Here is a 22,414-nt window from a genome sequence, read left to right as displayed (position 1 = left end):
ATCAGCGCCCCCGACGGGACCGCCGGCAGGCGAACGTCGCCTGCTTCAACGTCCCCCGATGGGGCTGTGCACCCGCTGGGGGCCGGAGTCGTCGTCCTGGCGTTCCCAACCCTGATCCCACGCGACTCCGGCGCGTACGGCCGCCGGTCCCCCGTCGACCGGGACGGCGAACACGACCTCGACCGCCCGGCCGTCCACCTCCCCGGGGTAGACGAGGTAGCGGTGGCAGAGCTCGCGCCACACGTCGGTCGGCTCGGCCGAGGTGAGGGACGCCGCGTGCTCACGCCACGCGGCGCTCGGCCGCAATGCCGCGTATGTCGCGTCGAGCGGCACGTCGCGCAGCTCGCAGGGGATCGGATGCAGCCGGTGCTCGATGGCGTTCACCACCTCGGGGGACACCGCCAGGAACACCAGGCAGTCCACGGTGAGCAGTGCCGCGGACCGGACGTCCGCCGAGGCGAGGATCCGCACCCCGGTCCCGGGCGCTCCGGCGGCCACGACGGCCGCCCCGGTCAGCATCGCGGCCCGGATCACGCCCAGCCGGCGGGCGGGCGCCGTGCTGAGCCGGCCGAAGCAGCCGCACGCCTCATCCGACCCGCGCCGTACGAGATCGGCGACCACGGAGGTGGCGGTCGCGAAGAACACCACGCTCGCCAGCCGCACCGCGAACAGCGAGGTCGTCAGCAGGAGGATGCCGAGCACCGCCTCGGTGGCCCCGACGCCCAGGGCGAAGGCGCCGCCTCGGTACCGGGTGAGGTTCGGCGTACGGCCGTGGGGGAGCGCCTTACCGACGGCCCCGGCCAGGAGCACGGTGGCCAGGAACGGGATCTGCACCTCGCGGAACAACTCGGTCATGAGCCCTCCTCCGTCGGAAGGGTGACCCGTGGGGCTGCGCGGTTGCTTCCCTCGCTGCGCTCGGTCATGAGTCCTCCTCCGTCGGAGGGGTGACCCGGGGGGGCTGTGCCGTCGATTCCCTCGCTGCGCTCGGTCATGGGCGGTCCACTCGTACCGTGACGTTGAAGCATCCGACGTCCAGGTCGCCGCCCAGATCGACGAACGCGCTCCTCGACAGTTCGACCACCCGGCCGCGCGGCGAGGTTCCGCACCGGACGCAGCGGTCGCAGAAGCGGGCGGCCAGGCAACCGCACTCGATGACCGGCACGTGCGCCTCCTGCCCGGTGCACTCGTTGCGGACCCGCAGCACACTGCCCAGCGACAGGTACGGCAGCCGGGTCGCCGGGCCGGTGCCGCAGCCACCGCCGTCACCGTACGGGTCCAGGGCCGGGTACGCCGCGCCGCGCGCGCCGTCGGGATGGTCGAACCACGTCGCCGTGCCGCGCAGGACCCGTACGGAGCCCACCGACCGGCGCGACGTCGGCTCGATCGCGTGTGGGGCCGGTTGGGGAGACGTCTGCGCGGGCCGCAGCCCGAGGACCTCACCGCCCCGCCGGACACCGATGACGTCGAGCAGCGCGCCGGGCTCCAGGCGTGGATGGCGCACCTGCACCCGGCGCAGCGCCTGCGCCGGCACCGTCACGTTCAGGCGTCCGCGATGCGGCCCCGCGTCGACCTCGAACACCTCGCCGACTCGCTTGGTGATCATGCCGGTGACCCGCGTGATGTCGACCCAGATGTGCTCCGCGGCCAGGCCACCGGCCTCGGCCGGGCGCACCACGGCGTGCCGTCCGGGACGCAGGGCCGCGAGCTCGGCGCGGCCGTCGTACCAGATGGAGACGGTCGCCGACATCGGCAGGCGCACCTGCGTACCGTCCGCCAGGGCGACCGTGAGGACGTGGGGGCTGGCGTCGACGATCACTCCCTCGATCGCGCGCCGGGGCCAGGAATCGCTCTCTTCCGGATAACGCGGCGCGTCACTGAACACCGCCGCCCGGAGCCGGCGTCGGCGGTGCATTAAATCGCGGGATGGCAGCATGGGGGAAGCTCCGAACATCGATGACAGTGCTCATGGCCGTTGCGACGGGAAGTCGCACGTCAAGCCTTACCCCGCGCGTTCCTTCTGTCGACTCCTTTGTCCAAATCGGCCAAAGATGCCGATAGGTATACGTGACAGTTTTTCATGATTGTCGCGGGACGGGTTGGCCGAAACATGAGGGGCGACTTGATCCACAATTACGGTTCCCGTGCGATCGTCGGCATGGTGTCAGAACGAACTCCCCAGCATGCCGGGCGGTCCTGTGGGAACTGCGTCGCACGATGAGTTCCGTGACTTCGTCGCGGCACGGCGCCCCACGCTCCTGCGCGCCGCCCTCCTGCTCACCGCCGACCGTACCGAGGCCGAGGACCTCCTTCAGGCCGCCTTGGCCAAGACCTACCTCGCCTGGGACCGGATCAAGGACCGCGCCGCCCTCGACGGCTACGTCCGCCGCGCGATGGTGAACATCAACATCTCCTGGTGGCGGCGGCGCCGGCTGGAGGAGTACCCGACCGACGAGATGCCCGACACTCCCGTCGCCGACCACACCGACCGCAGCGAACTGCGCGACGCCCTCGACCGCCTGCTGGACCGCCTGCCCGCCCGCCAGCGCGCGTACATCGTGCTGCGCTACTTCGACGACCTCACCGAGGCCGAGATCGCCGAGGCCCTCGGCGTCAGCGTCGGAACCGTGAAGAGCACCGTCTCCCGCGCCATGGCCAAACTGCGCGAGGACGCCGACGAGGAGTTCGCCGCCCTGGAGTGATCGTCGATCTCGTCGGGAGATGCTGACAAGGGACTGCGCGGAGGGCCACAATCCGGTCACACCCTCGAGCGTGGAGGCCGCCGTGTGGAGCACGATGCAGGACTATCCGCTGACCATCTCCTCGATCATGCGCTACGGCACCCAGATCTTCGGTGACGCCGAGGTCGCGACCTTCACCGGCGACGGGATGCGCCGCACGTCGTACGCCGAGCTCGGCCGCCGCGTCGCCCGGCTCGCGAACGCGCTCCGCCGTCTCGGCGTCGACGCCGACCAGCGGGTCGCGACCTTCCAGTGGAACAACACCGAGCACCTCGAGGCGTACCTCGCCGTGCCGTCGATGGGCGCGGTCCTGCACACGCTCAACATCCGGCTCTCCGCCGACCAGCTCGTCTACATCGCCGACCACGCCGAGGACGACATCGTCATCGTCGACGCCACGCTCGTCCCCCTCCTCGCCGCCGTCCTGCCCCGCATGAAGACGGTCCGTCACGTGATCGTCGTCGGGGACGCCGACCTCGCGCCGCTGGAGTCCGCCGGCCCGGAGCTGCACGCGTACGAGGCCCTGCTCGCCGCCGAACCCGACACGTTCGACTGGCCGGAGATCGACGAACGCCGGGCCGCGGCCATGTGCTACACCAGCGGCACCACCGGCAACCCCAAGGGCGTCGTCTACTCCCACCGCACCGCGTACCTGCACTCGACGTCCGTCTGCACCGGCAACGCCGTCGGCCTGTGCGCCACGGACCGCGTCCTGCCCGTCGTGCCGATGTTCCACGCGAACGCCTGGGGCCTCCCGTACGCCGCCCTCATGGCCGGCGCGTCGCTGGTCATGCCCGACCGGTTCCTGCAGCCCGAGCCCCTCGTCCGGATCATCGAGGACGAGCGCCCCACCGTCTCCGGCGCGGTCCCGACCATCTGGAACGAGGTCCTCCGGTACGCGCAGGAGAACGAGTCCGACCTGAGCTCCCTGCGCCTCGTCCCCTGCGGCGGCTCCGCGGTCCCCGAGTCCATCCTCCGGGCGTTCGACGACCTCGGCGTCCGGATCGTGCAGGCCTGGGGCATGACCGAGACCTCCCCCGTCGCCTCGGTCGCGCACCCGCCGCCCGCGTGCCCCGACCCCCTGCGCTACCGCACGACCCAGGGCCGCGTCCTCAGCGGCCTGGAGGTCCGCGTCGTCGGCGACGGCGACACGGTCCTGCCCGCCGACGGCGCCTCCGTGGGGGAGATCGAGATCCGGGGCGCCTGGATCACCGGCTCGTACTACAAGGACGAGGACCCGTCGAAGTTCCACGACGGCTGGCTGCGTACGGGCGACGTCGGCACCGTCTCCTCCGACGGCTACCTCGTCCTCACCGACCGCGCCAAGGACGTCATCAAGTCCGGCGGAGAGTGGATCTCCTCCGTGGAGCTGGAGAACCACCTGATGGGCCACCCCGACGTCATCGAGGCCGCCGTCATCGGCGTCCCCGACCCGAAGTGGCAGGAACGCCCGCTCGCCTCGGTCGTCCTCCGCGAGGGCGCCACCATCTCCGTCGGCGACCTGCGGGCGTACCTGGCCGAACGCGTGCCCAAGTGGCAGGTCCCGGAGCACTGGTCCTTCATCGCCGCCGTCCCGAAGACCTCGGTGGGCAAGTTCTCCAAGCGCACCCTCCGCCAGATGTACGCCGACGGGATCCTGGACGTGATCGAAGCGGACTGACCGGCGCCCCAAGACACCCGCCCCCAGAGCCGCAGTCGCGGCCCCGGCCCGCGGCGCCGGCCCCTGCCAGAGCGCCGCGCCTCGCCGTCGCCCGGAACTCTTTGCCGCCGTCGTTGCTGTCCAGATGGAACAAAAGGGGCGGCGTGCCGTCCATGCCGACGGCAAGGTGTCCACGGCGACGGCGGGGTGACGTCGGCCGCGCTCAGCGCCCCGGATCCTCGTCGCCCCAGCGACGGAAATCCTCGGCGTAACGGCCTGAGTCGAGGGACACCACCGAACGCTTTGCTCACAAGGGCTGATGCCCGGTACGCTGTGTGCGGCCTGGTGGCCACCGAGGAGGCTTCGCCTAGTCCGGTCTATGGCGCCGCACTGCTAATGCGGTTTGGGCTTACCGTCCATCCGGGGTTCAAATCCCCGAGCCTCCGCTCCTTGATCAAGGGCCTTCCCCGACGAACGTCGGGGAAGGCCCTTGATCGTTCCTGGGGCTCCTGCGGTCCCAGTCGCAGTTCCCGTTGCGGTTGCTGCTCCTCGCCCCACAGGGCAGCGGCCATCCGGGCGCTGGCGTCCTGACCTGGGCGGCGGCCACTAAAACCTCAGATGAGAGCTGTGCCTGAGAAGCCGCCATGATGATGGGCAAGGGCTCATTGCGCGCGCCACGTGAACCGGGTCATCAGATGCGGCACGTCATGGGCCAGCCGCAGCGCGGCGAGCCCGGTCTCGGGCCGAACCATGGCACCCGCCGGGACCCACGCCTCCTGCCCGCACAGCACGATCTCAACAGGATCGGCATCCGGTGACTCTTCAAGCCAGTACCACGTCCGGTCGTGCAGCAGCGAAACGGTGCTGAAACCCTCGTGCACCGAGACGATCAATACGTCCTCACCGCCGCAGCCGTACGCGAACACCGGTTCATGGTCCGGAACGTACAAGCCGGCCAACTCATCGATCGTGACGACGCGGGATGACGTATAAGGCTGATACGTCTCCATCTCGTACGGCACGGGGCAATGGTAGAAGCGATCCCATGGACAAGCGCCGAACCTCTGGCCAATGGGATCGAGCGCGGCTTCGGGCGCGCCGCCCGCTCCGGTACGCCCTGCGGGTGTGCGGCGTGGGTGCCGGTCCCTGGCGTGTCGACCGCCGGCCCCCGCGCGAGTTCGTCGGACAGTGGCTGTGAATCACGTGCCCGGCGGGGCCGGTGGCGGCGAATGAATCATCCCGGTCGCGGTTTCCGATGCGGTTCCCCGACCAGGGCGGCCGGGTCGTACCCGGCCCGCGAGGGAAGGCAGCGCGGTGCCGTGGAGGCTGGTCGCTGAGCGGACGAGTGATGCGACCGCCGGTGAACGACTGCTTCGCGGCCATGCGATCACCGTGGTGACCTCCGGCGCGTCGACGACGGGCACCGCGACGTGCTCGGGCCACTGCCAGGCGCGGCTGGAGGCCGGGATGACGAGCAGCGTCCTGCCGAGCGCCACGAGCTGAGCGAGCTGCGACTGGGTGCGCACCTCCGGTCCGGGCCCGTCCGGGTAGGTCCCGTCGAGCCGGGGCCATCGAGCGATCGGCAGGTCCGGCACGTCGCGGACCTCCGCCAGCGTGAGCTGATCGCGTGCCGCGAGCGGATGCGCCGCGGGAAGAATCGCGACCTGGCCTTCCGTGCAGAGGTCCTCGGTGTCGAACCCGGCGAGGTCGTCGAACGGCCGGTGCATGAGCGCCACGTCGGCGCGCCCGTCGCGGAGCAGCCCTGCCTGCTCGCCGACCTCGCACAGGAGGACCTCGACCGGTGCCGCACCGGGTTCGCTCGCAAGCGCGTCGAGGAGCCGTTGCAGCAGCTCGTGGGACGCTCCGGCCTTCGTCACGAGCACGAGTGGCCGCTTCGGATCCCCGGCACGGCGCGTCCGGCGCGCGGCGGCCGCTACCGCGTCGAGGGCCGCTCCGGCCTCGCGGAGCAGCACCTGGCCGGCGTCGGTGAGCGCCACTCCACGACGGTTTCGGTCAAGGAGCTGGACGCCGAGCCGCCGCTCCAACTGGCGGATCGCGCGTGAGAGCGGCGGTTGTGCGATCCCGAGCCGAACAGCGGCGCGTCCGAAGTGCAGTTCCTCGGCGACGGCGACGAAGTACCGGAGCTCGCGGGTCTCGAGATCGTCCACGCGAGTAGCCTACCGAGTGATACCCCGTGGGTATCACAGCAGACTGAAGCGGTGTTGGACCCCGAGCGTGCGGCTCACCGAGCATGGGTCGAGTGAACGACACGAAGATCGCGCTGGTCACCGGCGCGAACAAGGGAATCGGTTTCGCCATCGCACGAGGTCTTGGGGCGATCGGCTTCACGGTCGCGGTGGGGGCTCGCGACGATGCCAGGCGCGAGGAGGCCGTCGAGCGTCTACGGGCTGCGGGCGTCGACGCGTTCGGGGTCGCCCTCGACGTCACCTCCGATGACAGCGTCGCCGCGGCGGCGGTGACGATCGAGCAGACGGCAGGGCGGCTCGACGTGCTCGTCAACAACGCGGGCATCTCCGGCCGGACGGACGGTGGCGCGCAGGATCCGACGACGCTCGACCTCGACGTCGTCCGCACGGTCCTCGACACGAACGTGTTCGGGGTCGTGCGGGTGACGAACGCGATGCTCCCGCTGCTCCGCCGCGCGGACTCGCCGCGCATCGTCAACATGTCGAGCAACATGGGCTCGCTGACGCTGCAGACCGGTCCGATCATGGCCGCGTACGCGCCGTCGAAGTCCATGCTCAACAGCGTCACGGCACAGTACGCCCGCCGACTCGCCGAAACGAACGTCATCGTGAACGCCGCCTGCCCCGGCTATGTGGCGACCGACTTCACCGGCTTCAACGCGCCGCGGACGCCCGAGCAGGGCGCCGCGATCGCGATCCGGCTCGCGACCCTGCCGGATGACGGACCGCGCGGCGGCTTCTTCGACGACGAGGGCGTCGTCCCCTGGTGACCTCAGACGGAATCCGCTGGGCGGCTTCCTCGACGAGGTCGTTCACGCGGGGTAGAGGGCTTTGCGGAGGGTGATCCCCTGTCGGTGGTAGGCCATCCGCTTCTCGTAGAACGGGACCGACAGCGGGCTGCTCAGGTTCGTGTCGGTCACCGCGATCTCCGCGCCCCTTCGCCGTCCCCACGCCTCGACGGCCGCCATGAGCGCCGTGCCGGCGCCCTGGCGGCGGCACTCCGCGGCGACGGCGAGTGCGTTGATCACGAGGCGTACCCGTGACAGATCGCGCTGGATCTGCCAGCGGGCGTCGGGCGCCGGCCGGATCACCGCCGCTTCGATGAGGCCGACCACCTGACCGTCGTCCTCGGCGACCAGCCAGGCGGTGTCCTCCTCCCGAGGCTCGCCGATGGCCTGCTCGAACCACTCGGCGAGACCCTCGGGATCAGGCTCCTGAACGACCTCCGGCACGACCGCGGCGTAGTGTCGGCCGGCGTCTCGCCACGCCCGCGCACAGCCTTCGCCGTCTCCCGGCCGGATCTCCCGCACTATGAGTCCGCTCACGCCATCCATCCTGGCCGCCGGTGTCGGTGGATCCGATCTGATCACCGGGACGGCGGCGCCGAACAACGGTCCGGCGAGCGCCGCACTCAGCGGAATCTCAGGAAGACCACGCGACCGGTGATTGCGTGCCTCGGGTGGGCGTGGGGAGAATGACGCGTTGCCCGGCGGCCCGCGCGCCCACCGTGATCGACCACCGATCGTGGCCCTGCGCCTGGGCTGCCATCCGGCGATCGTCGAGGAGTGGTGCGGTGCTACACGCCTTCGTCTACAACGAGATCGCGATCCTCGCCCGGCACTGGTTCGAGGTCAGCGTCAAGGACAGTCACCTCGAGCACGGAGCACGCATCGAGCTTCGCCTGCGAAGCCCTCAGCCACATCGCGGGACCGAGTCGGCGGCCCAGAAGATCGTGGCGGATCAGCCGCTGTGGCGAGCCGACCTCTTCGATCGCATCGACGGCGTGCGCGGAGGGTTCGAGGCGGCACACTTTCATCCGCGCTTCCATGATGCCGAGCCGTGCGAACGTCATTGGGCCGACGAGGTCAAGGCCGCCCCATGGGACTGGCTGCACGACCAGTTGTCCGACATCGCCGGCGTCGCCGCGGCGGCCGGAGTACGGCTGCGGGATGCCGCGGACGGCGAGCAGGTCCGGGCCGACGCCCCGGCGATCGTCGCTGTCGCGAGGAGCCGCGCCGCGATCCAGTGCGGGACCAAAGAGCAGTGTTACGCGTGGACTCAGGACGCGGCGGGCTCGGTGCACCTCATGCTGGACCGGCTCGCCAGACCCGAACTCCTCGATCGTGATCGCGTGTCCCCGTGGCTGGCGTCGCAGAACGCCGCTCACCGTGCCCCGTAGGGCGGCCGTCGCGAACGGGCGGAAGGCAGGTGCCCGTTCCTCACGGACACGCTGACGGCGCGGCGGCTCCCACCGCCCATCGCCGCGCTGCCCGGCCGGGATCCCATTTTCGCGCAGGCCAAGACGCAGTGCGTACGCCGGCCCTGAGCTCGTCATGCTCGCAGCGGCCGGCTCATTCTCATGGGGCTGCCGAGGGACTCTTATACGGGGATCCGCAGGAGTGTTCCGCCGTCGTCGATGAGCACGTCGAAACGTACGATCTGCGAGCGCTTGGCGACCGTTCCGCCGTGCACCTGAAGATGGGCCGGCGCGCCCGGCACGCCGTACCCCTTCGCCGGGACCGCCCACCCCGTCACCGCGCGCCGTTCCCCGGACCGGGTCACCGCCACCAGCCGGCACGTCAGCGGGCCGCGTATGCCGGCCAGGTCCAGGGCGACCTGTGTCCCCCACGGCGCGCTCTCGGTCGCGACGGTCCCGCTGGCGTGGGTCGTCGGGTCGGTGGCTGTGTGGCGTTCGCCCCGCGCGAGGAGGTCGGCGGCGGGGCTGCCGTGGTGGTGGGTGTACGCGCGGGGGCCGGTCAGGGCGGCGCCGATGGTCACGCCGCCGGCGACGATGGCGACACCCGCCGCCAAGCCGATCACGGCGTTGCCGCGCCGGCGACGGCGTGCGGCCCGGCGCCGGCGCCGCAGCAGGTCGGTGACGTCCGCCGGCGGCGCGTCGGGGACGGGCTCGACGGGGGCCACGCCGCTCAGGAGGTGCCGCATGCCGCCGAGCTCCTCGACCTCCGAGGCGCAGGCCGCGCACCCGGCGAGGTGCTCTTCGAACGCCCGGCGGTCGTCCTCTTCGAGAAGACCCAGCACGTAGGCGCCGACATCGGTGTGCGCGACGCTCATCCGGTCATCCCCTGGTCTCTTCCGCCCGGCACGCCCCGCCCCGGTGCATGTGATCGACCCTGGCGTTCACCGTATCCGGGCACGGCCGCCGTGCCCACCTCACAGCAGGCCCGCAGAGCCGAGTACGCGGGCCGGACCAGGGGCGGCCGAAGGTCTTCCGGCCGCCCCGCCCCCGACGATTCGGTCCCTGCCCGATCGCGCCTCGCCGCGCGAGGCGCGATCGGGCCGGCGAGCGGTCGTCCCGCCCGTGCGGGTCCGATGTCGGCAGGGAGTACGCGAAAAGACGCGCCGGGGTTCAATCGGCCGACGTGGAGATCGGCGCGATGCCCCGTCGCCGGACCGGGGGCCGCCTCAGCCCGTGATCTCGGCGAGCTTCGTCAGGTCCTCATCGCTCGGGGTCCACTGCGAGGCCTCGACGTTCGTACGGATCTGCTCCGGTGAGGTGGCACCGGCGATCACCGAGGACACGGTCGGCTGGGCGGCGAGGCCGCCGATGGCCACGTGCAGCATCGACACGCCACGCTGGTCGGCGAAGTCGCCGATCGCCTCGATGGTGTCCCAGTCCGCGTCGGCGTGCATGGCGCGCCGGGTGTCGCCGATCCGCGTCCCGGCCGGAGGAGCCTCGTCCCGCCGGTACTTGCCGCTCAGCAGGCCGGACTCAAGTGGGAAGTACGGCAGCAGCCCGACGCCGTACGCCTGGCAGGCGGGTACGAGCTCCGCCTCGGGGTCGCGGTGGAGCAGGTTGTAGTGGTTCTGCGCGCTGATGAAGCGGGCACCGCCCGCGGCGCGGGCGACGTAGTCGGCCTCGACGACCTGCCATCCGGCGAAGTTCGAGGAGCCGATGTAGCGGACCTTGCCCTCACGGACGAGTTCGTCCAGGGCGGCGAGCGTCTCCTCGATCGGGGTCACGCCGTCGGGAGCGTGGTACTGGTAGAGGTCGATGTGGTCGGTGCGCAGCCGGCGCAGGGACGCCTCGACGGCCCGGCGGATGTAGCGCCGCGACCCGCGCGCGCCGAAGTCGGGGCCGTTGGCGCCGCGCATGTCCATCCCGAACTTGGTGGCGACCACGACATCGTCGCGGCGGCCGACGAGGGACTGGCCGAGGAGATCCTCGGACAGTCCCGGCTCGGCGCCGTAGATGTCCGCCACGTCGAAGAGGGTGATGCCGGCGTCCAGCGCGGCGTCGACGACCTTTCTGGTGCCTTCGAGCGTCTCCGTACGGGTTTTCGTACGGCCCAGGTTGTTGCAGCCGAGGCCGACGACGGAGACGACGAGACCGGAGTCGCCCAGCGGGCGATACGCCATATCGGACATGCTTCCGACCCTAGTGAGGCAGGTCGCAGACGCGCGGACAGGGGCGGCCCGGGGATGGTGGTGTCGCGCCGGGGCGGCGCGAACGAGACCGCGGCCGCCGTACGAGGGTCAGCCGCTCCCGGGCCGTCCAGGGTCGTCCAAGGCCGGCCCGCGACGTCCAGGGCCGCCGGGCCGGCCCGTGACCGTCGGCCCGTGACCGTCGGCCCGTGACCGTCGGGGGGCCGACCGTGCCCGCCAGGTCAGGAGGCGGGGGCGGCCAGCCAGGCGTCGATCTCCCGGCGCAGCCGGGCCTTGGTCGGCTCCGGGGCGAAGGACGCCTCGACCCCCGCCCGCGACAACTCGGCCAGCACGGCGTCGTCGTATCCGAACGCCGTACGGATCCGGGCGTACTCCTCGGTCAGCGTGGTGCCCACGATCACCGGGATGTCGGTGTTCACCGTCACGACGAGCCCGGCGTCGCGCAGGAGCGGCAGCGGGTGCGCGGCGAACGAGGGGGCCACGCCGAGCGCGACGTTCGACGAAGGGCATACCTCGAGGGGCAGGCCGCGGTCCCGTACCTCGGCGAGCAGGTCGGGGTCGTCCAGGACGCGGATCCCGTGCCCGAGCCGCTCGGTGTGACCGACGGTCATCGCCTCGCGGATGCTCGCCGGTCCGCAGGTCTCCCCCGCGTGGTGGACGAGGTGGAGGCCCGCGTCCCGCGCCGACTCGATGACCTCGGCGAACGGCGCGAGGGAATGGGCCTCGTCGCCGGCCAGGCCGATGCCGAGAACCCCGTGCGTCGCGTACCGCGCGGCCAGGTCCACCGTGTGCCGGGCGCGGTCCACCGAGCGCCGGCGCGAGTGGTCCAGCAGGACCCGGCATTCGATGCCGTACGCGGCCTGTCCCTCCGCGAGTCCCTCGAGCACCGCCTCGAGGGGCATCTCCGGATGGCCGAGACGCTCACCGTGCGCGGCCGCGGTGAAGGTGACCTCGGCGTACCGGGTCCCCTGCGCGGCCTCGTCCGCGCAGAACTCGACGGCGATCCGCCGGAAGTCCTCCGGCCGGCGCAGGCAGTCGCGGACGAGCGCGCCGAGGTCGGCGAACCGGCCGAAGTCGTCGAACACGACCGGGCCGTCGGCGGGGGGCTCGGGCACCGGAACGCCGTTGGCGGTCCCGATCTCCCGGAGCGTCGCCCAGCGGATGGTGCTCTCGAGGTGGACGTGCAGGTGGGCCTTTGGCAGGCGGGTCAGGTCACGCACTCGAGGCAGCGTAGGAACCGGATACCGGCATGTCATCCGATTTTCCCCGCCCTCGCGGACGCCGGCGGACGGCCTGGCCGGGGGAGCCGCGGAACGCGGGTAATGGCGACATCAAGGATCGGCGTCGAATGGCGCGTTCTCCGTTGCCTGCCGTTTGCCTTCTCGGCTCCCGCCTGGTCTGGCCTGACCCTCGCCGTGGAGAACACCGCCGCGCGGCGGGTGACCCTTTTACGTAGCGATTCGACGTGCTCCGGAAGACGGGAATGGCGGTGTTAGCCTTTCCACCGGTCAGCAAGAACCTTCGACTTTCGAGATCATCGGCCACCTGGAGAGTGCGTGAAGCGGACCGACTCGTACGCGTGGAGCACATTCTGTGCCGCACGTCCGAATCGCCGCTCAAGCATCCGGGTCTCCGCTCTCGCGGACACGATGGGTGGATCTCGCCAATATTCCGATCCAACGTGATCGTGCGATCCCGCCGCGACGGAAAACCACCCGCATCATCGCTGGAAAAACAGACACCCTTGGGGGACCAATGCGTAAATGGACTGTTCGCGCCGCCCGAGCCCTCCTCGTCGGAGCCGCGTTCGCGGCGGTCGGCGGCGGCATCGCCAACGCCGACAACAACACCACGCGCGGAGACCGCAGCCTCCTCGGCGGCGTGCTGGCGGACGTGACCGCTCCCGTCACCGCCCCGATCACCGCCAACAACCTGCTGCGGAACACCACCGTCAACGCGAACGGCAACGCCGTCAACGCGCTCAGCCCGCGCTCGACCCTGGCCACGGGCGCCGCCCAGCGCCTGAGCTTCGTCAACCACCACCACGACCACGGCATCGAGGCGACCTCGATCGGCAGCGACGACAAGGTCCACGCGCCGCTGACCGCTCCGATCCTGATCTGCGGCAACGCGATCTCCGACAGCGGTCTGGGCACCGCGGCCTGCCGGGGCCACTCCAGCATCAGCAGCGGCGGCGCGTCCTCGCAGGCGAACTCGGCCTGCCCCGCGACGTGCTCGTCGTCGACCCAGGTGACGGCCGAGCCCGCCAAGCCCGCCGCTCCGGCCTGCCCGACCGCCTGCGACGCGGCCCAGCCGCCGGCCCAGACGACCGTCCACCAGGCGCCGGCCTGCGCTCAGGCCTGCTCGCAGCCGGTCGGCGCGCCGGTCTGCCCCGAGGCCTGCAACCAGTCCTCGGCGCAGGGCAGCAGCTCGTCGGCCACCCACCTGCTCAGCAACGACCAGGTCAGCGCGCCGGTCGCGGCGCCCATCGTGATCTGCGGCAACTCGGGCGCCATCCGGGGCCTGGCGGCAGCGGCCTGCGACGGCGACGCCTCCTTCGCCCGGGGCGGCAACTCCTGACCTTCGGCTCCGATTTCCGCCCGGCCGGTACTCCGGCCGGGCGGTTTTCGTTTTCACGGAGCTCCACGTCCTCACCTAATCGCCTTATTCAAGGCGGTTGGGCGGCGTTCTGTTTACCGGTGACTGGCCATTTCCCGTGTCGGTGCTGACCTTTCTTATATGGCGGCCGATCGAAATCCGGATAGCGGGGATTGCGGCGAAAAGGGTAATGGTACGTGTCCCGTCTTTCAGGGTAAGTGTTGCGCTGAAAAGGCTCACTCGCCATTTGGGGGACGGTGGATGAAGTCGACGTACCACGACCGTGTTCCGGCCGGTAAAGCCCACCTCGGCGCTACGCGTCCCGCTTTACTGCGATACCCGGTGATCGGCGTTAGCGTGCTCCTGGCCTTCTGGACGCCGTCCGGCGCGGCGGCCCGTACGGAGCGGGGATACGCCGTGATGGCGGCCTCGGCGCCGTCGCATCGGCAGTTCCGGGTCCTGCACGCCTATGAGCGTTACCTGGCCCGGATCGCCGCGCAGCGGGTCGCCGCCCGGCGGGCCGTTCGATTCGCCTATCGGCAGATGGGCAAGCCGTACCGGTTCGGCGGGGCCGGACCACGGTCGTACGACTGCTCGGGCCTGGCGATGGCGGCCTGGCGGAAGGGCGGAGTCAGCCTGCCGCACCGCGCGGACATCCAGTACCACCTGATCCGGCGCAAGGTCCCGATGAGGAGCCTGCGCCCCGGCGACCTGGTGTTCTTCTCCGGGGCGAGTCACGTCGGCATCTATGTCGGCCGTGGCCGGTTCGTCCACGCCCCGCACACCGGGACGGTCATCCAGCGCGGCTCCCTGACGGGCTGGCGGCGCCGGGCCTTCGCCGGTGCCGCCCGGCCGGGAGCCCCCGCGTACCGGGTGTGGCCTCGATGGGTCCGGACGCTCGCGGGCCGACCTCGCCGCAAGGCTCTCGGCTCGGTCTCCGTCCCGGCCCGATCGGCGGCATGGGACGGCCCGGTGTCCGTGCCGCGCCGCGGGCCGGCGGGGGCGGGCGGCTCGGCCTCCGCCCCGGCGCGGTCGGCGGCCGTCCCGCACGGGCCCGGGCCCGCGGCGAGCCGGACGAGCGACGCCGCGAAGCCGGACGGGACCCGACCGGCCGCTCCCGCCGGAGCATCCGCCGCGATGGCCGCTCCGACGCCGGCCGACGGCACCCGCACGACGCCGGCCGACGACACCGGCACGGCGCGGATCCGCGCGACGCCGACCGGCACCCAGGCGGCGCCGGCCGACGACACCGGCACCGCGCGGATCCGCATGACGCCGGATCGCATCCGTACGGCGGCGAGCCGCGTGACGCAGACCGGGATCCGGACGGCGTCGGGCGACACCCGGACGACGCCCGGTGGATCTCCGGGGACGCCCGGCGGGTCGCAGGCCTCCGGCGGTTCCGACTCAGTCGCCGCCTTGCAGGCCGCACTTGCGGGCTCCGCGCCCACGGGCGGGTGACGGCCCGTACCGAGTCGGTCGCTCTCTGCCTCAAACGGGGCATACTGCGGTGGCTTGACTAGTAACTTCTAGCTCGCGGCGCTTTGCAAGGTTTATCCGCGATGTACGGGGCAAAGTGCCTTACGGCTGTCGACAGGGGCGATGCATGAACAAAAGCGATCGATGTTCGGAGCGCCGACCGGGGTTAAGGCGGTGGGGATCATCGCGGAACGACTCGCGGCACGCGGCGATCCGTACGCTCGTGGCCGAGCATGTGCACGTGCTCCGGTTAGGGTTGTCCGCCTGTCTCGACCGGGAACCCGACATCCAGGTCGTCGCGGCTCTGTCCCACGGGGAGGGCCTCGCGGCGGCGCTGGCGGAGCTGCGTCCCGCCGTCGCGGTCATCGACATCGACCTGCCCGGCCCGGCGGGATCGACGGGCGTGGCACACCTGCGCGAGTTGACCGCGGAGTGCTCCGTCGTGATGCTGGCCGATCGCCGTGATCCCGTGGGCGTACGGCGGGCGCTGGCCGTCGACCCGCTCGGCCTGCTCAGCAGGCAGGCGCCGGCCGACGTCCTCATGCGCGTCGTCCGTCAGGTCGCGGTGGGCCGTCCGGTGATCGACCCGGAGTTGGCCGGGACCGCCCGCGCCGTCGAGGAGAATCCGCTGACACCTCGCGAGCTGGAGGTCCTCCGCATCGCGGCGAACGGGGCCACGACCGCGGAGATCGCCGCACGGCTGTCCCTGTCGGTGAAGACCGTGCGGAACCACCTGTCGAGCGCGATCACGAGGACGGCGGCGCGCAACCGGATCGACGCGATCCGGATCGCCAGCGAGCGGGCGTGGCTTTAGCGACCGGGCTTCAGCGATCGGGCTTTAGCGCTCGGGCTTCAGCGATCGGGCCGGGTGCCGCTGTCGCCGCACCCGGCCCGATCGGCGCGACCGCCGCGGACGCTCTCAGCGGATCGCCGTGCGCGGCCCGGAAGGGCCGTCCACGGGTCGCCGGGAGCGCCCTCGGCGGGGACGGCCCTCCGGTCACAGCGCGCCCGGGAGCGAGGCCTCTCCGGTCACAGTGCGCCCGGGAGCGAGGCTGCGCCGAGCGCGTCGAGCAGGTCCATGACCGGCTGCAGCTTCTCGTACAGCAGCAGGATCGGCTCGCCCGGCGCGGAGACGCCGAGCGCGATGCCGACCGCGTCCTTCAGGTCGCCCGCCGGGTGTACGTGGACGTCGGGGCGGGCGTCGACGAGTCCCCGCCTGATCAGCTCGGCCATCTCGCCGGGCCGCCTGCCGCGCAGGTCCTCGTCCTCGTACACCACCACGCGGCCGAAGGAGCGGGCGACCGCGCGGGCGGTGTCGATGACCAGTTCGTCGCAGCGGTCGCCGGGCAGCGTGACGGCGGCGACGCAGTCCCGCCGCCAGACCCGCCGCATGAGCTCGCCGACGGCGGCCACGGCCGCCGGGTTGTGCGCGTAGTCGACGACGATCGGACGGTCCTCGACCTGGAAGGCGCAGCCGCGGCCCGGGTTCAGGTCGTGCGGTTCGAACGTCCGCAGTCCCCGCGCGACCAGGTCGATGGGCATGCCGAGGGCGCGCGCCGCCGCGGCGGCCGCGAGCGCGTTGCCGATGACGTGCCGGGCAAGCCCGCCGAACGACCCGGCGACGTCGGCGGCCGGCAGTATCTCCGACCGGCCGGCTCCGCTGGCCTCGGTGAGCATGCCGTCCTCGACGAAGTACGCGATCCCGCCCGTCCGCAGGTGCCGCTCGACGCGCGGCGCGGCCGCGGACATGGCGAAGTAGCGGACGCTGGGCTCGCGGTCCCGTACGCGGGGACGGTCGGCGAGCGCGGCCGTCCGCGGGTCGTCGGCGTTCAGCACGAGCCGGCCGCCGTGCCGGATCTCCTCGGCGACCAGCGCCTTGATCTCGACGAGGTCGTCGACGGTGGCGATGTCGTCGACGCCGAGGTGGTCGTCGGTGACGTTGGTGAGGACGGCGACGTCGGCGCGATCGTAGCCCAGCCCGCGTCGTACGATGCCGCCGCGCGCGGTCTCCAGCACCGCCGCGTCCACGGTGCGGTCCGCGAGCACCATGGCCGCGGAGAGCGGACCCGACGCGTCCGCCCGGTAGACGAGCTCCTCGCCGACGTACACGCCGTCGGTGGTGGCCATCCCGACCCGCCGGCCGTCCTGCGCCAGCAGGTGCGCGATCATCCGTACCGTCGTGGTCTTGCCGTTGGTGCCGGTGACGGCCACGATCGGCACGCGCCCGGAGGTGCCGGGCGGATAGAGCCGGTCGATGATCTCCGCGGCGACGTCGCGGGAAGGACCTTCGTACGGCGCCAGGTGCATGCGCAGGCCGGGCGAGGCGTTCACCTCGATGACGCCGGAGGCGCCGGCGTCCGCCGGGAGCGGCGCGGTGATGTCCGGTAGGCGCAGGTCGATGCCGCAGATGTCGAGGCCGACGGTCGCCGCGACGCGGCGGCAGAGCCGTACGACGTCGGGGTGGACGTGGTCGGTGACGTCCTTGCTGGTCCCCCCGGTCGACAGGTTGGCGTTGCGGCGTAGCGCCACGACCTGGCCGGCGTGCGGCACCGAGTCCGGGGCCAGGCCCTGCCGCGCCAGGTGCGCCAGCTCGGTCTCGCCGAGCGCCAGGCGGGTGAGCGGCCGGTCGTGGCCCTCGCCGCGCGCCGGGTCGGTGTTCGCGGCGGCGACGAGGTCGGCGACGGTGGACCGGCCGTCCCCGGTCACCCGCGCGGGACTGAGCTCGGCGGCGGCGACCACGCGGTCGCCGACGACGAGCACCCGGTGGTCCCGGCCCGGAACGTAGGTCTCGACGAGCGCCTCGCCTCCGTCGGCGGAGGCCGCGTGGAAGGCGGCGGCGACCTCGTCGGGGTCCGTCAGCTCGATCCAGACGTTCTCCCCCTGGTGGCCGGAGAGCGGCTTGACCACGACGGGCGCGCCGATCTCCTTGAACGCGGCGATCGCCTCCTCGACGGTCGTCACGACGGTGCCCTCCGGCACCGGCAGCCCGGCGCTCTCCAGGAGCCGTTTGGTGAGCATCTTGTCGCCGGCGGCCTCGACGCCGATCGCCGAGGTCCGGTCCGTCATCGCCGCCCAGACCGTGCGCCGATGTCGCCCGTACCCGAGCTGCAGCAGGTTCAGGTCATCGACCCGGCGTACGGGGATGCCGCGCCGCCGGGCCGCCGCGGCGAGGGCGGCGGTGCTGACGCCCAGGCTCGTCCGCTCGTGCGTCGCGGCCAGGGCGGCGAGTTCGGCGTCGAACGCGATGTCCCCGTCGTTCAGCAGGCCGGTCACCGTACGGATGGCGAGGTCGATGAGGTCGCCGACGAGCGGCGTCTCCGCGGGTTCGTCCGCCGGGCGTTCGAGGATGAGGTCGTAGCGTCCCGGTATCCCGGCCCACACCGTACGGCCGAAGCAGACGTCCCGGCCGATCAGCGCGGACAGCTCCAGCGTGACGTGCTCGGTGACGTGCCCGAAGTACGTGCCGCGGGCCATCGCGCCCAGCAGTCCGCCGGGCCGGCCGGCGGAGCAGTGGTGCTCGGCCAGACCGGGGAGCGCGGCCACCAGCCGCTCGGCGAAGCCGGGGAAGTCCGTCGTCTCCCGGCCGGTCAGCTCTCCTAAATCGAGCCGAGCGATCACCACCGGCCGCGAGATGTAGACGTTGGGACCGTTCAGCCGGCGCAGATGCTCGAGGTGCATGGTCACTCCTCTGCTGCGGGTACGGGGCCGAACCACGGTTTGCGCTGTTCCATGTCGAACCAGCAGCCGGCCGGAAGGAGATGGAGGCGGACGTCGAAGAGGGCCATCGGATCGTCGTCGCACTCGGCGTACCCGACGGTGGCCTGGTCGGCGTCCACGATGGTCACGACCCCGCTGCCGATCACCTCGAAGCGGCCCTCGCGGACCACGATCGCGGTGTCCTCATCGATGCCGACGCCCAGCCGCAGGGTGTCGAGCGCGATTCCGCTGAGGAGCCGGGGCAGCCGGCCCCGTTCGGCGAAGTGCATGTCGATGAGCACGTCGTCGAGCAGGCCGAGTCCGGGGCCGATTCGGACCGTGGAGGCGGCGACCTCGTGACCGTTCCCGCCAAGGATCATCCAGCGGCCCATCGCGGTGGCGCCCGCGCTGGTCCCGGCGATGACGAGCCCGTCGGCCGTGAGGCGCTGCCGCAGCAGGGCGTTGGCCTTCGAACCCACGAGGCTGCGGATGCGGGACTGGTCACCGCCGCTGAACAGCACGCCGGTGGCCCCCCGCAGTACGTCGAGCGACGCCTGGCTGTCGGCGACGGCGCGGCGCGGCAGCCGGAGTTCGGTGACGGATGAGACGCCGAGCCGATGGAACACCTCGGCGTACTCGGCCGCGACCTGTTCGGGTTTCTCGGTCGCCGTGGTGACTACCACGATGCGGGATTCGTTCGCCCCGGCGAGGGAGACGAACTCCTCCAGCGGCCCGGTACCGCAGGTGCGGTTCTCCGCGCCGCCGATGACGAGGAGCCGGCCGTTGCGGCGTCCCTCCTCCGTTATGTCGGTCACGACAACTAGTTACCCTAATGTCACCTCAAGTAGTCAGACGGATCGTGACGCGGTCGTACACGAGCAGGGGAAGGCGCCGTCGACGTGGGCGGGTCGTCCAGGGCGGTCCTCGCCGGGGGCCTTGACCGGCGGCAGGACACCGTCGGGCCCGGGGTCCTCGCCGGGCGGCTGCTCCTCGGCCGCCCGGCGGCCGGGCCGCCGTCGGCCTGAGGGCGCCGGTCGCCGTCCTGCCGGTCTCCGCGGTTCTTTGACGGGCTCGACGTTTCGCACCCGAATCGCGAAGCCGGCGGAATGGCGCCCGGAGCGCGATGGGGCGGCGGGCGAGAAGGTCGCCGGTGCGAGAGTGTCGGTGCCGACCGGTAGGGTCACGAATAATCGCCCTAAAGACCGCGAAAACTGGACTTATGCGTAACGCCGTTCGCCGAACCGACCGCCATGGGTCTCTCCCGCCGAGGCTCCTGGCCCCTCCCCGTCGCCGGTTACGACTCGCTGAACTGGTCGAACGGCTCAGGCGGCCTGCGTGATCCGACAGATCCACTACCTCCATGGTAAGGGTTGTCTTACCCGCAGGATCTTTCGTTGCCGTTCTCGCGTCTAAGGTTCGCTGGATTCAGCGGTCACCGGAAGGACGTGGGGAAGGTACCGAAAAAGAGAGGCGCTGGTCATCCTCCGAGAGGCACACTCTCTCCGCAAGTGGAGCGAATGGGGGCGCGTAGCCCGGTTTGCTTTGGAGGTGTCCATGCCGCTCAAGGACGTTTATGCTGACGTTCGCCTTACCTACCGCCTTGTCCTGGCGGTCGATGTCGAGAAATACAGCACGCGCGACGCGCGTGGCCAGCTTCGGGCCCAGACCGATCTGCGCAATATTCTCAGCCTGGCCGCGCAGAACGTCGGCCTCGACCGCAGCCGCTGGTACGAACAGGTCAGCGGCGACGGCGAGCTCGCGGTGCTTCCCGAAGACGTCGACGTCTCCCTCGTCGTCGGTGACTTCACCCGCCAACTCGAGGCCATCCTCGGCGAGTTCAACCGGGAGCGCGGCGGCGGCAGGCGACTGCGGCTGCGCGTCGCGCTGCACCACGGCACTCTCACCCCCGGTCCGTTCGGCCCGGCGGGCGATGCCCCCATCGTCGTCAGCCGGCTGCTCAACGCCAAGCCGCTGCGCCGTCTGCTCGCCGACCAGCAGCACCGGGACGTCGCACTGATCGTGTCGCAGACGCTGTTCCAGGACGTCGTCCGTACCGGCTTCTGCTCCCTCGATCCGTGCGACTTCGAGCCGGTCCGGGTGAACGCCAAGGGCGTGCTCTACCACGGCTTCGTGCAGCGGCGCGCGGCCGAGGCGGAGATCGTCCAGCCGGTGCTGCGGGCGGTCGGCGAGGCCGGCGGCGCGGTCCACGGCGCGAACCTCGTCGCCCTGCCGGGCGGTCGGGGCTGACGACGGCGGCACGGCACCTCCGTGATCAGAGAAGCGAGAAGTCCCAGGAGACGGTGACCGCGGTGGAACGGCCTCCGCCGTCGGTCACCGTCACCGTGGTCTGACCGGGCAGGACGATGCCCTTCCGGTCCAGGATGACCTGGAGCGTGGCGTGCTCGCCGGCCGCGATCGCGCCGCTCGCGCTGGACAGGACGATGCTCGGGTCGGCGCTGGCCGCGGTCCAGTCGACGTCGCCGTCCTTGGCGGTGAGATCGACCTCACCGGTCTTGCTCGAGGACTGGATGTGGACCGCGAGGGGCGCCACCTCGAGGACGCCCTTGGGCGGCTGCGGCGTCTTCGAAGGCGGCGGCGGTTTCGTCGGACGGTTCGTCGGGAGGAGCTGCGGACCGGTGTTGGGCGGCGCCTGGCCACGGGACGGCGAGGAGACCGGGGGCCGGGTCAGGATCGGCCCATCGGAGGGAGGCGTCGTCCGGGAGGTCGGCGTCCTCGAGTGCGGCTTGCCCCCGCCGGGCCACTGCAGGTCCGGAACCGGCACGTTCGGGCCGATGAACATCATCACGGCGACGGCGGTCGCCAGCGCCGCCACCGATCCACCACTGGCGAACGCCCAGCGCCGCGCCAGCCGGGACGGCGCGTCGGGCTGCCGGGGCATCCCCTCGGCGGTCAGGGCGCCACCGCGCGCGGCGATCTCCGTCCGGTACCCGGCGAGCTCCGGGTCGGTCCCGGCGTGCAGCACCCGATGGCGGAGCGCCGGGGGCGGTTCGGGCACCGAGACCGCCGCCACGATCGTCTCGGCGTCGGGCGACAACTGGGCGCCCCGGTGCAGCCGCCGCTGGGCCCGCAGCGTCGTGACCCCGAGAGCCGCGGCCAGGTCCTCGCCGGTCAGATCGTGCCGGTGAACGAGGAAAAGGATCTCTCGGTAGAAGAAGTCCAGCCGGGCGAACGCCTCATCGTCCGCCATGGCGGCGGGCCGCTTGCGGAGGAGGCAGCGTCGGCGCGCCGCGGCGTACAGCCAGGCGCGGAGCCGCTCGCGTTCCCGCAGCCGCGGGGCGCGACGCGACGCGTCGATGAAGGTGTCGTGCACGACGTCCTCGGCGGCCTTGAGGTCACCGAGAAGCGCCGCACAGTAGTCGTACAGCCGCTCGGCGTAAACGTCGTACAGCGTCGCCAGGGCCTCTTCGTCCCCCTCGTGCAGCGCCTTGACCAGGCGTCTGTCGGCGGTGGGGGCGAACGCGGACCACCTTGCCATGCACGTGCTCCAGGTATCGGACGGTGCGGCTCTGTTTACACCAGTGTCAAGGATAGGTCACAAGATCACCCGAATTACCGCAAAAGCCGTGGCCTCGATCCATTGTCCAGTTCGGCGAACCCGAACGTGGCTCACATTTCGGGAAAATCGCGTCACA

General features: G+C 71.6%; 19 protein-coding genes and 1 tRNA gene. 9 read left to right on the top strand and 11 right to left on the bottom strand.

Annotation, left to right across the window (positions count from 1 at the left end; all coding sequences use genetic code 11):
* Positions 1-45: 45 nt before the first annotated feature.
* Together AB0K82_RS11550 and AB0K82_RS11545 are read right to left on the bottom strand one after the other, a co-directional pair.
* The gene (locus tag AB0K82_RS11550) at positions 46-855 is read right to left on the bottom strand and encodes a MauE/DoxX family redox-associated membrane protein (RefSeq protein WP_364395506.1); all 810 of its coding nucleotides are present in this window, start codon (positions 853-855) and stop codon (positions 46-48) included.
* Between the two features lie 133 nt (positions 856-988).
* Complete coding sequence (locus AB0K82_RS11545) at positions 989-1,912, bottom strand: hypothetical protein (protein ID WP_364395504.1); 924 nt, start codon at positions 1,910-1,912, stop codon at positions 989-991.
* A 283-nt stretch (positions 1,913-2,195) separates the two neighbouring features.
* Here AB0K82_RS11545 and AB0K82_RS11540 point away from each other — a divergent pair, with 283 nt between their 5' ends.
* From AB0K82_RS11540 to AB0K82_RS11530, 3 genes are all read left to right on the top strand, one after another.
* A complete protein-coding gene (locus AB0K82_RS11540) occupies positions 2,196-2,699 on the top strand; it encodes a SigE family RNA polymerase sigma factor (RefSeq protein ID WP_345366612.1) in 504 nt (167 codons plus the stop codon).
* A 19-nt stretch (positions 2,700-2,718) separates the two neighbouring features.
* Positions 2,719-4,398, top strand: a complete 1,680-nt coding sequence (locus AB0K82_RS11535; protein ID WP_364395502.1) for a fatty acid--CoA ligase — start codon at positions 2,719-2,721, stop codon at positions 4,396-4,398.
* A gap of 335 nt (positions 4,399-4,733) precedes the next feature.
* A tRNA-Ser gene (locus AB0K82_RS11530) sits at positions 4,734-4,823 on the top strand.
* A gap of 216 nt (positions 4,824-5,039) precedes the next feature.
* On the opposite strand, the gene AB0K82_RS11525 is transcribed toward AB0K82_RS11530, so the two are convergent.
* Together AB0K82_RS11525 and AB0K82_RS11520 are read right to left on the bottom strand one after the other, a co-directional pair.
* Positions 5,040-5,399, bottom strand: a complete 360-nt coding sequence (locus AB0K82_RS11525; RefSeq protein ID WP_364395500.1) for a hypothetical protein — start codon at positions 5,397-5,399, stop codon at positions 5,040-5,042.
* 177 nt (positions 5,400-5,576) lie between these two features.
* Entirely contained in the window at positions 5,577-6,545 is a 969-nt protein-coding gene (locus AB0K82_RS11520; RefSeq protein ID WP_364395498.1) for a LysR family transcriptional regulator, read from the bottom strand.
* A gap of 83 nt (positions 6,546-6,628) precedes the next feature.
* Here AB0K82_RS11520 and AB0K82_RS11515 point away from each other — a divergent pair, with 83 nt between their 5' ends.
* On the top strand, positions 6,629-7,354 hold the full coding sequence (locus AB0K82_RS11515) for an SDR family oxidoreductase (protein WP_364395496.1): 726 nt from the start codon (positions 6,629-6,631) through the stop codon (positions 7,352-7,354).
* A 42-nt stretch (positions 7,355-7,396) separates the two neighbouring features.
* Here AB0K82_RS11515 and AB0K82_RS11510 read toward each other — a convergent pair whose 3' ends face one another.
* On the bottom strand, positions 7,397-7,909 hold the full coding sequence (locus AB0K82_RS11510; protein ID WP_364395494.1) for a GNAT family N-acetyltransferase: 513 nt from the start codon (positions 7,907-7,909) through the stop codon (positions 7,397-7,399).
* A gap of 248 nt (positions 7,910-8,157) precedes the next feature.
* Between AB0K82_RS11510 and AB0K82_RS11505 the strand changes: the two genes are divergently transcribed.
* Positions 8,158-8,763: a hypothetical protein gene (locus AB0K82_RS11505; RefSeq protein ID WP_364395492.1), complete on the top strand. Its 606-nt coding sequence runs from the start codon at positions 8,158-8,160 to the stop codon at positions 8,761-8,763.
* 200 nt (positions 8,764-8,963) lie between these two features.
* Here AB0K82_RS11505 and AB0K82_RS11500 read toward each other — a convergent pair whose 3' ends face one another.
* From AB0K82_RS11500 to add, 3 genes are all read right to left on the bottom strand, one after another.
* A complete protein-coding gene (locus tag AB0K82_RS11500; protein ID WP_364395490.1) occupies positions 8,964-9,656 on the bottom strand; it encodes a zf-HC2 domain-containing protein in 693 nt (230 codons plus the stop codon).
* Positions 9,657-10,007: 351 nt separating this feature from the next.
* On the bottom strand, positions 10,008-10,970 hold the full coding sequence (locus AB0K82_RS11495; protein ID WP_364395488.1) for an aldo/keto reductase: 963 nt from the start codon (positions 10,968-10,970) through the stop codon (positions 10,008-10,010).
* A gap of 239 nt (positions 10,971-11,209) precedes the next feature.
* On the bottom strand, positions 11,210-12,208 hold the full coding sequence (add, locus tag AB0K82_RS11490; protein ID WP_364395486.1) for an adenosine deaminase: 999 nt from the start codon (positions 12,206-12,208) through the stop codon (positions 11,210-11,212).
* Positions 12,209-12,743: 535 nt separating this feature from the next.
* On the opposite strand from add, the gene AB0K82_RS11485 reads away from it, so the two are divergent.
* The 3 genes from AB0K82_RS11485 (at position 12,744) to AB0K82_RS11475 (ending at position 15,879) form a co-directional block, all read left to right on the top strand.
* Positions 12,744-13,568 (top strand): chaplin family protein, encoded by an 825-nt coding sequence (locus tag AB0K82_RS11485; RefSeq protein ID WP_364395484.1) that lies wholly within the window; start codon positions 12,744-12,746, stop codon positions 13,566-13,568.
* 360 nt (positions 13,569-13,928) lie between these two features.
* Entirely contained in the window at positions 13,929-15,047 is a 1,119-nt protein-coding gene (locus AB0K82_RS11480) for a C40 family peptidase (protein WP_364395482.1), read from the top strand.
* Between the two features lie 241 nt (positions 15,048-15,288).
* Positions 15,289-15,879: a response regulator transcription factor gene (locus AB0K82_RS11475; RefSeq protein WP_364395480.1), complete on the top strand. Its 591-nt coding sequence runs from the start codon at positions 15,289-15,291 to the stop codon at positions 15,877-15,879.
* Between the two features lie 215 nt (positions 15,880-16,094).
* Here the strand turns inward: AB0K82_RS11475 and cphA are convergent, their stop codons facing one another.
* Entirely contained in the window at positions 16,095-18,743 is a 2,649-nt protein-coding gene (gene cphA / locus AB0K82_RS11470) for a cyanophycin synthetase (RefSeq protein ID WP_364395478.1), read from the bottom strand.
* A gap of 2 nt (positions 18,744-18,745) precedes the next feature.
* The gene (locus tag AB0K82_RS11465) at positions 18,746-19,576 is read right to left on the bottom strand and encodes a cyanophycinase (protein WP_364395476.1); all 831 of its coding nucleotides are present in this window, start codon (positions 19,574-19,576) and stop codon (positions 18,746-18,748) included.
* Between the two features lie 739 nt (positions 19,577-20,315).
* Between AB0K82_RS11465 and AB0K82_RS11460 the strand changes: the two genes are divergently transcribed.
* Entirely contained in the window at positions 20,316-21,008 is a 693-nt protein-coding gene (locus AB0K82_RS11460; RefSeq protein WP_364395475.1) for a hypothetical protein, read from the top strand.
* A gap of 25 nt (positions 21,009-21,033) precedes the next feature.
* Here AB0K82_RS11460 and AB0K82_RS11455 read toward each other — a convergent pair whose 3' ends face one another.
* Positions 21,034-22,257 (bottom strand): sigma factor, encoded by a 1,224-nt coding sequence (locus AB0K82_RS11455; protein ID WP_364395473.1) that lies wholly within the window; start codon positions 22,255-22,257, stop codon positions 21,034-21,036.
* Between the last annotated feature and the right edge of the window lie 157 nt (positions 22,258-22,414).

Source organism: Actinoallomurus sp. NPDC052274, from assembly GCF_040679475.1.
Taxonomy (GTDB): Bacteria; Actinomycetota; Actinomycetes; order Streptosporangiales; family Streptosporangiaceae; genus Actinoallomurus; species Actinoallomurus liliacearum.
The sequence above is the reverse complement of the archived record's forward strand: the minus strand, read 5'-3'. Positions and strand labels throughout refer to the sequence as shown.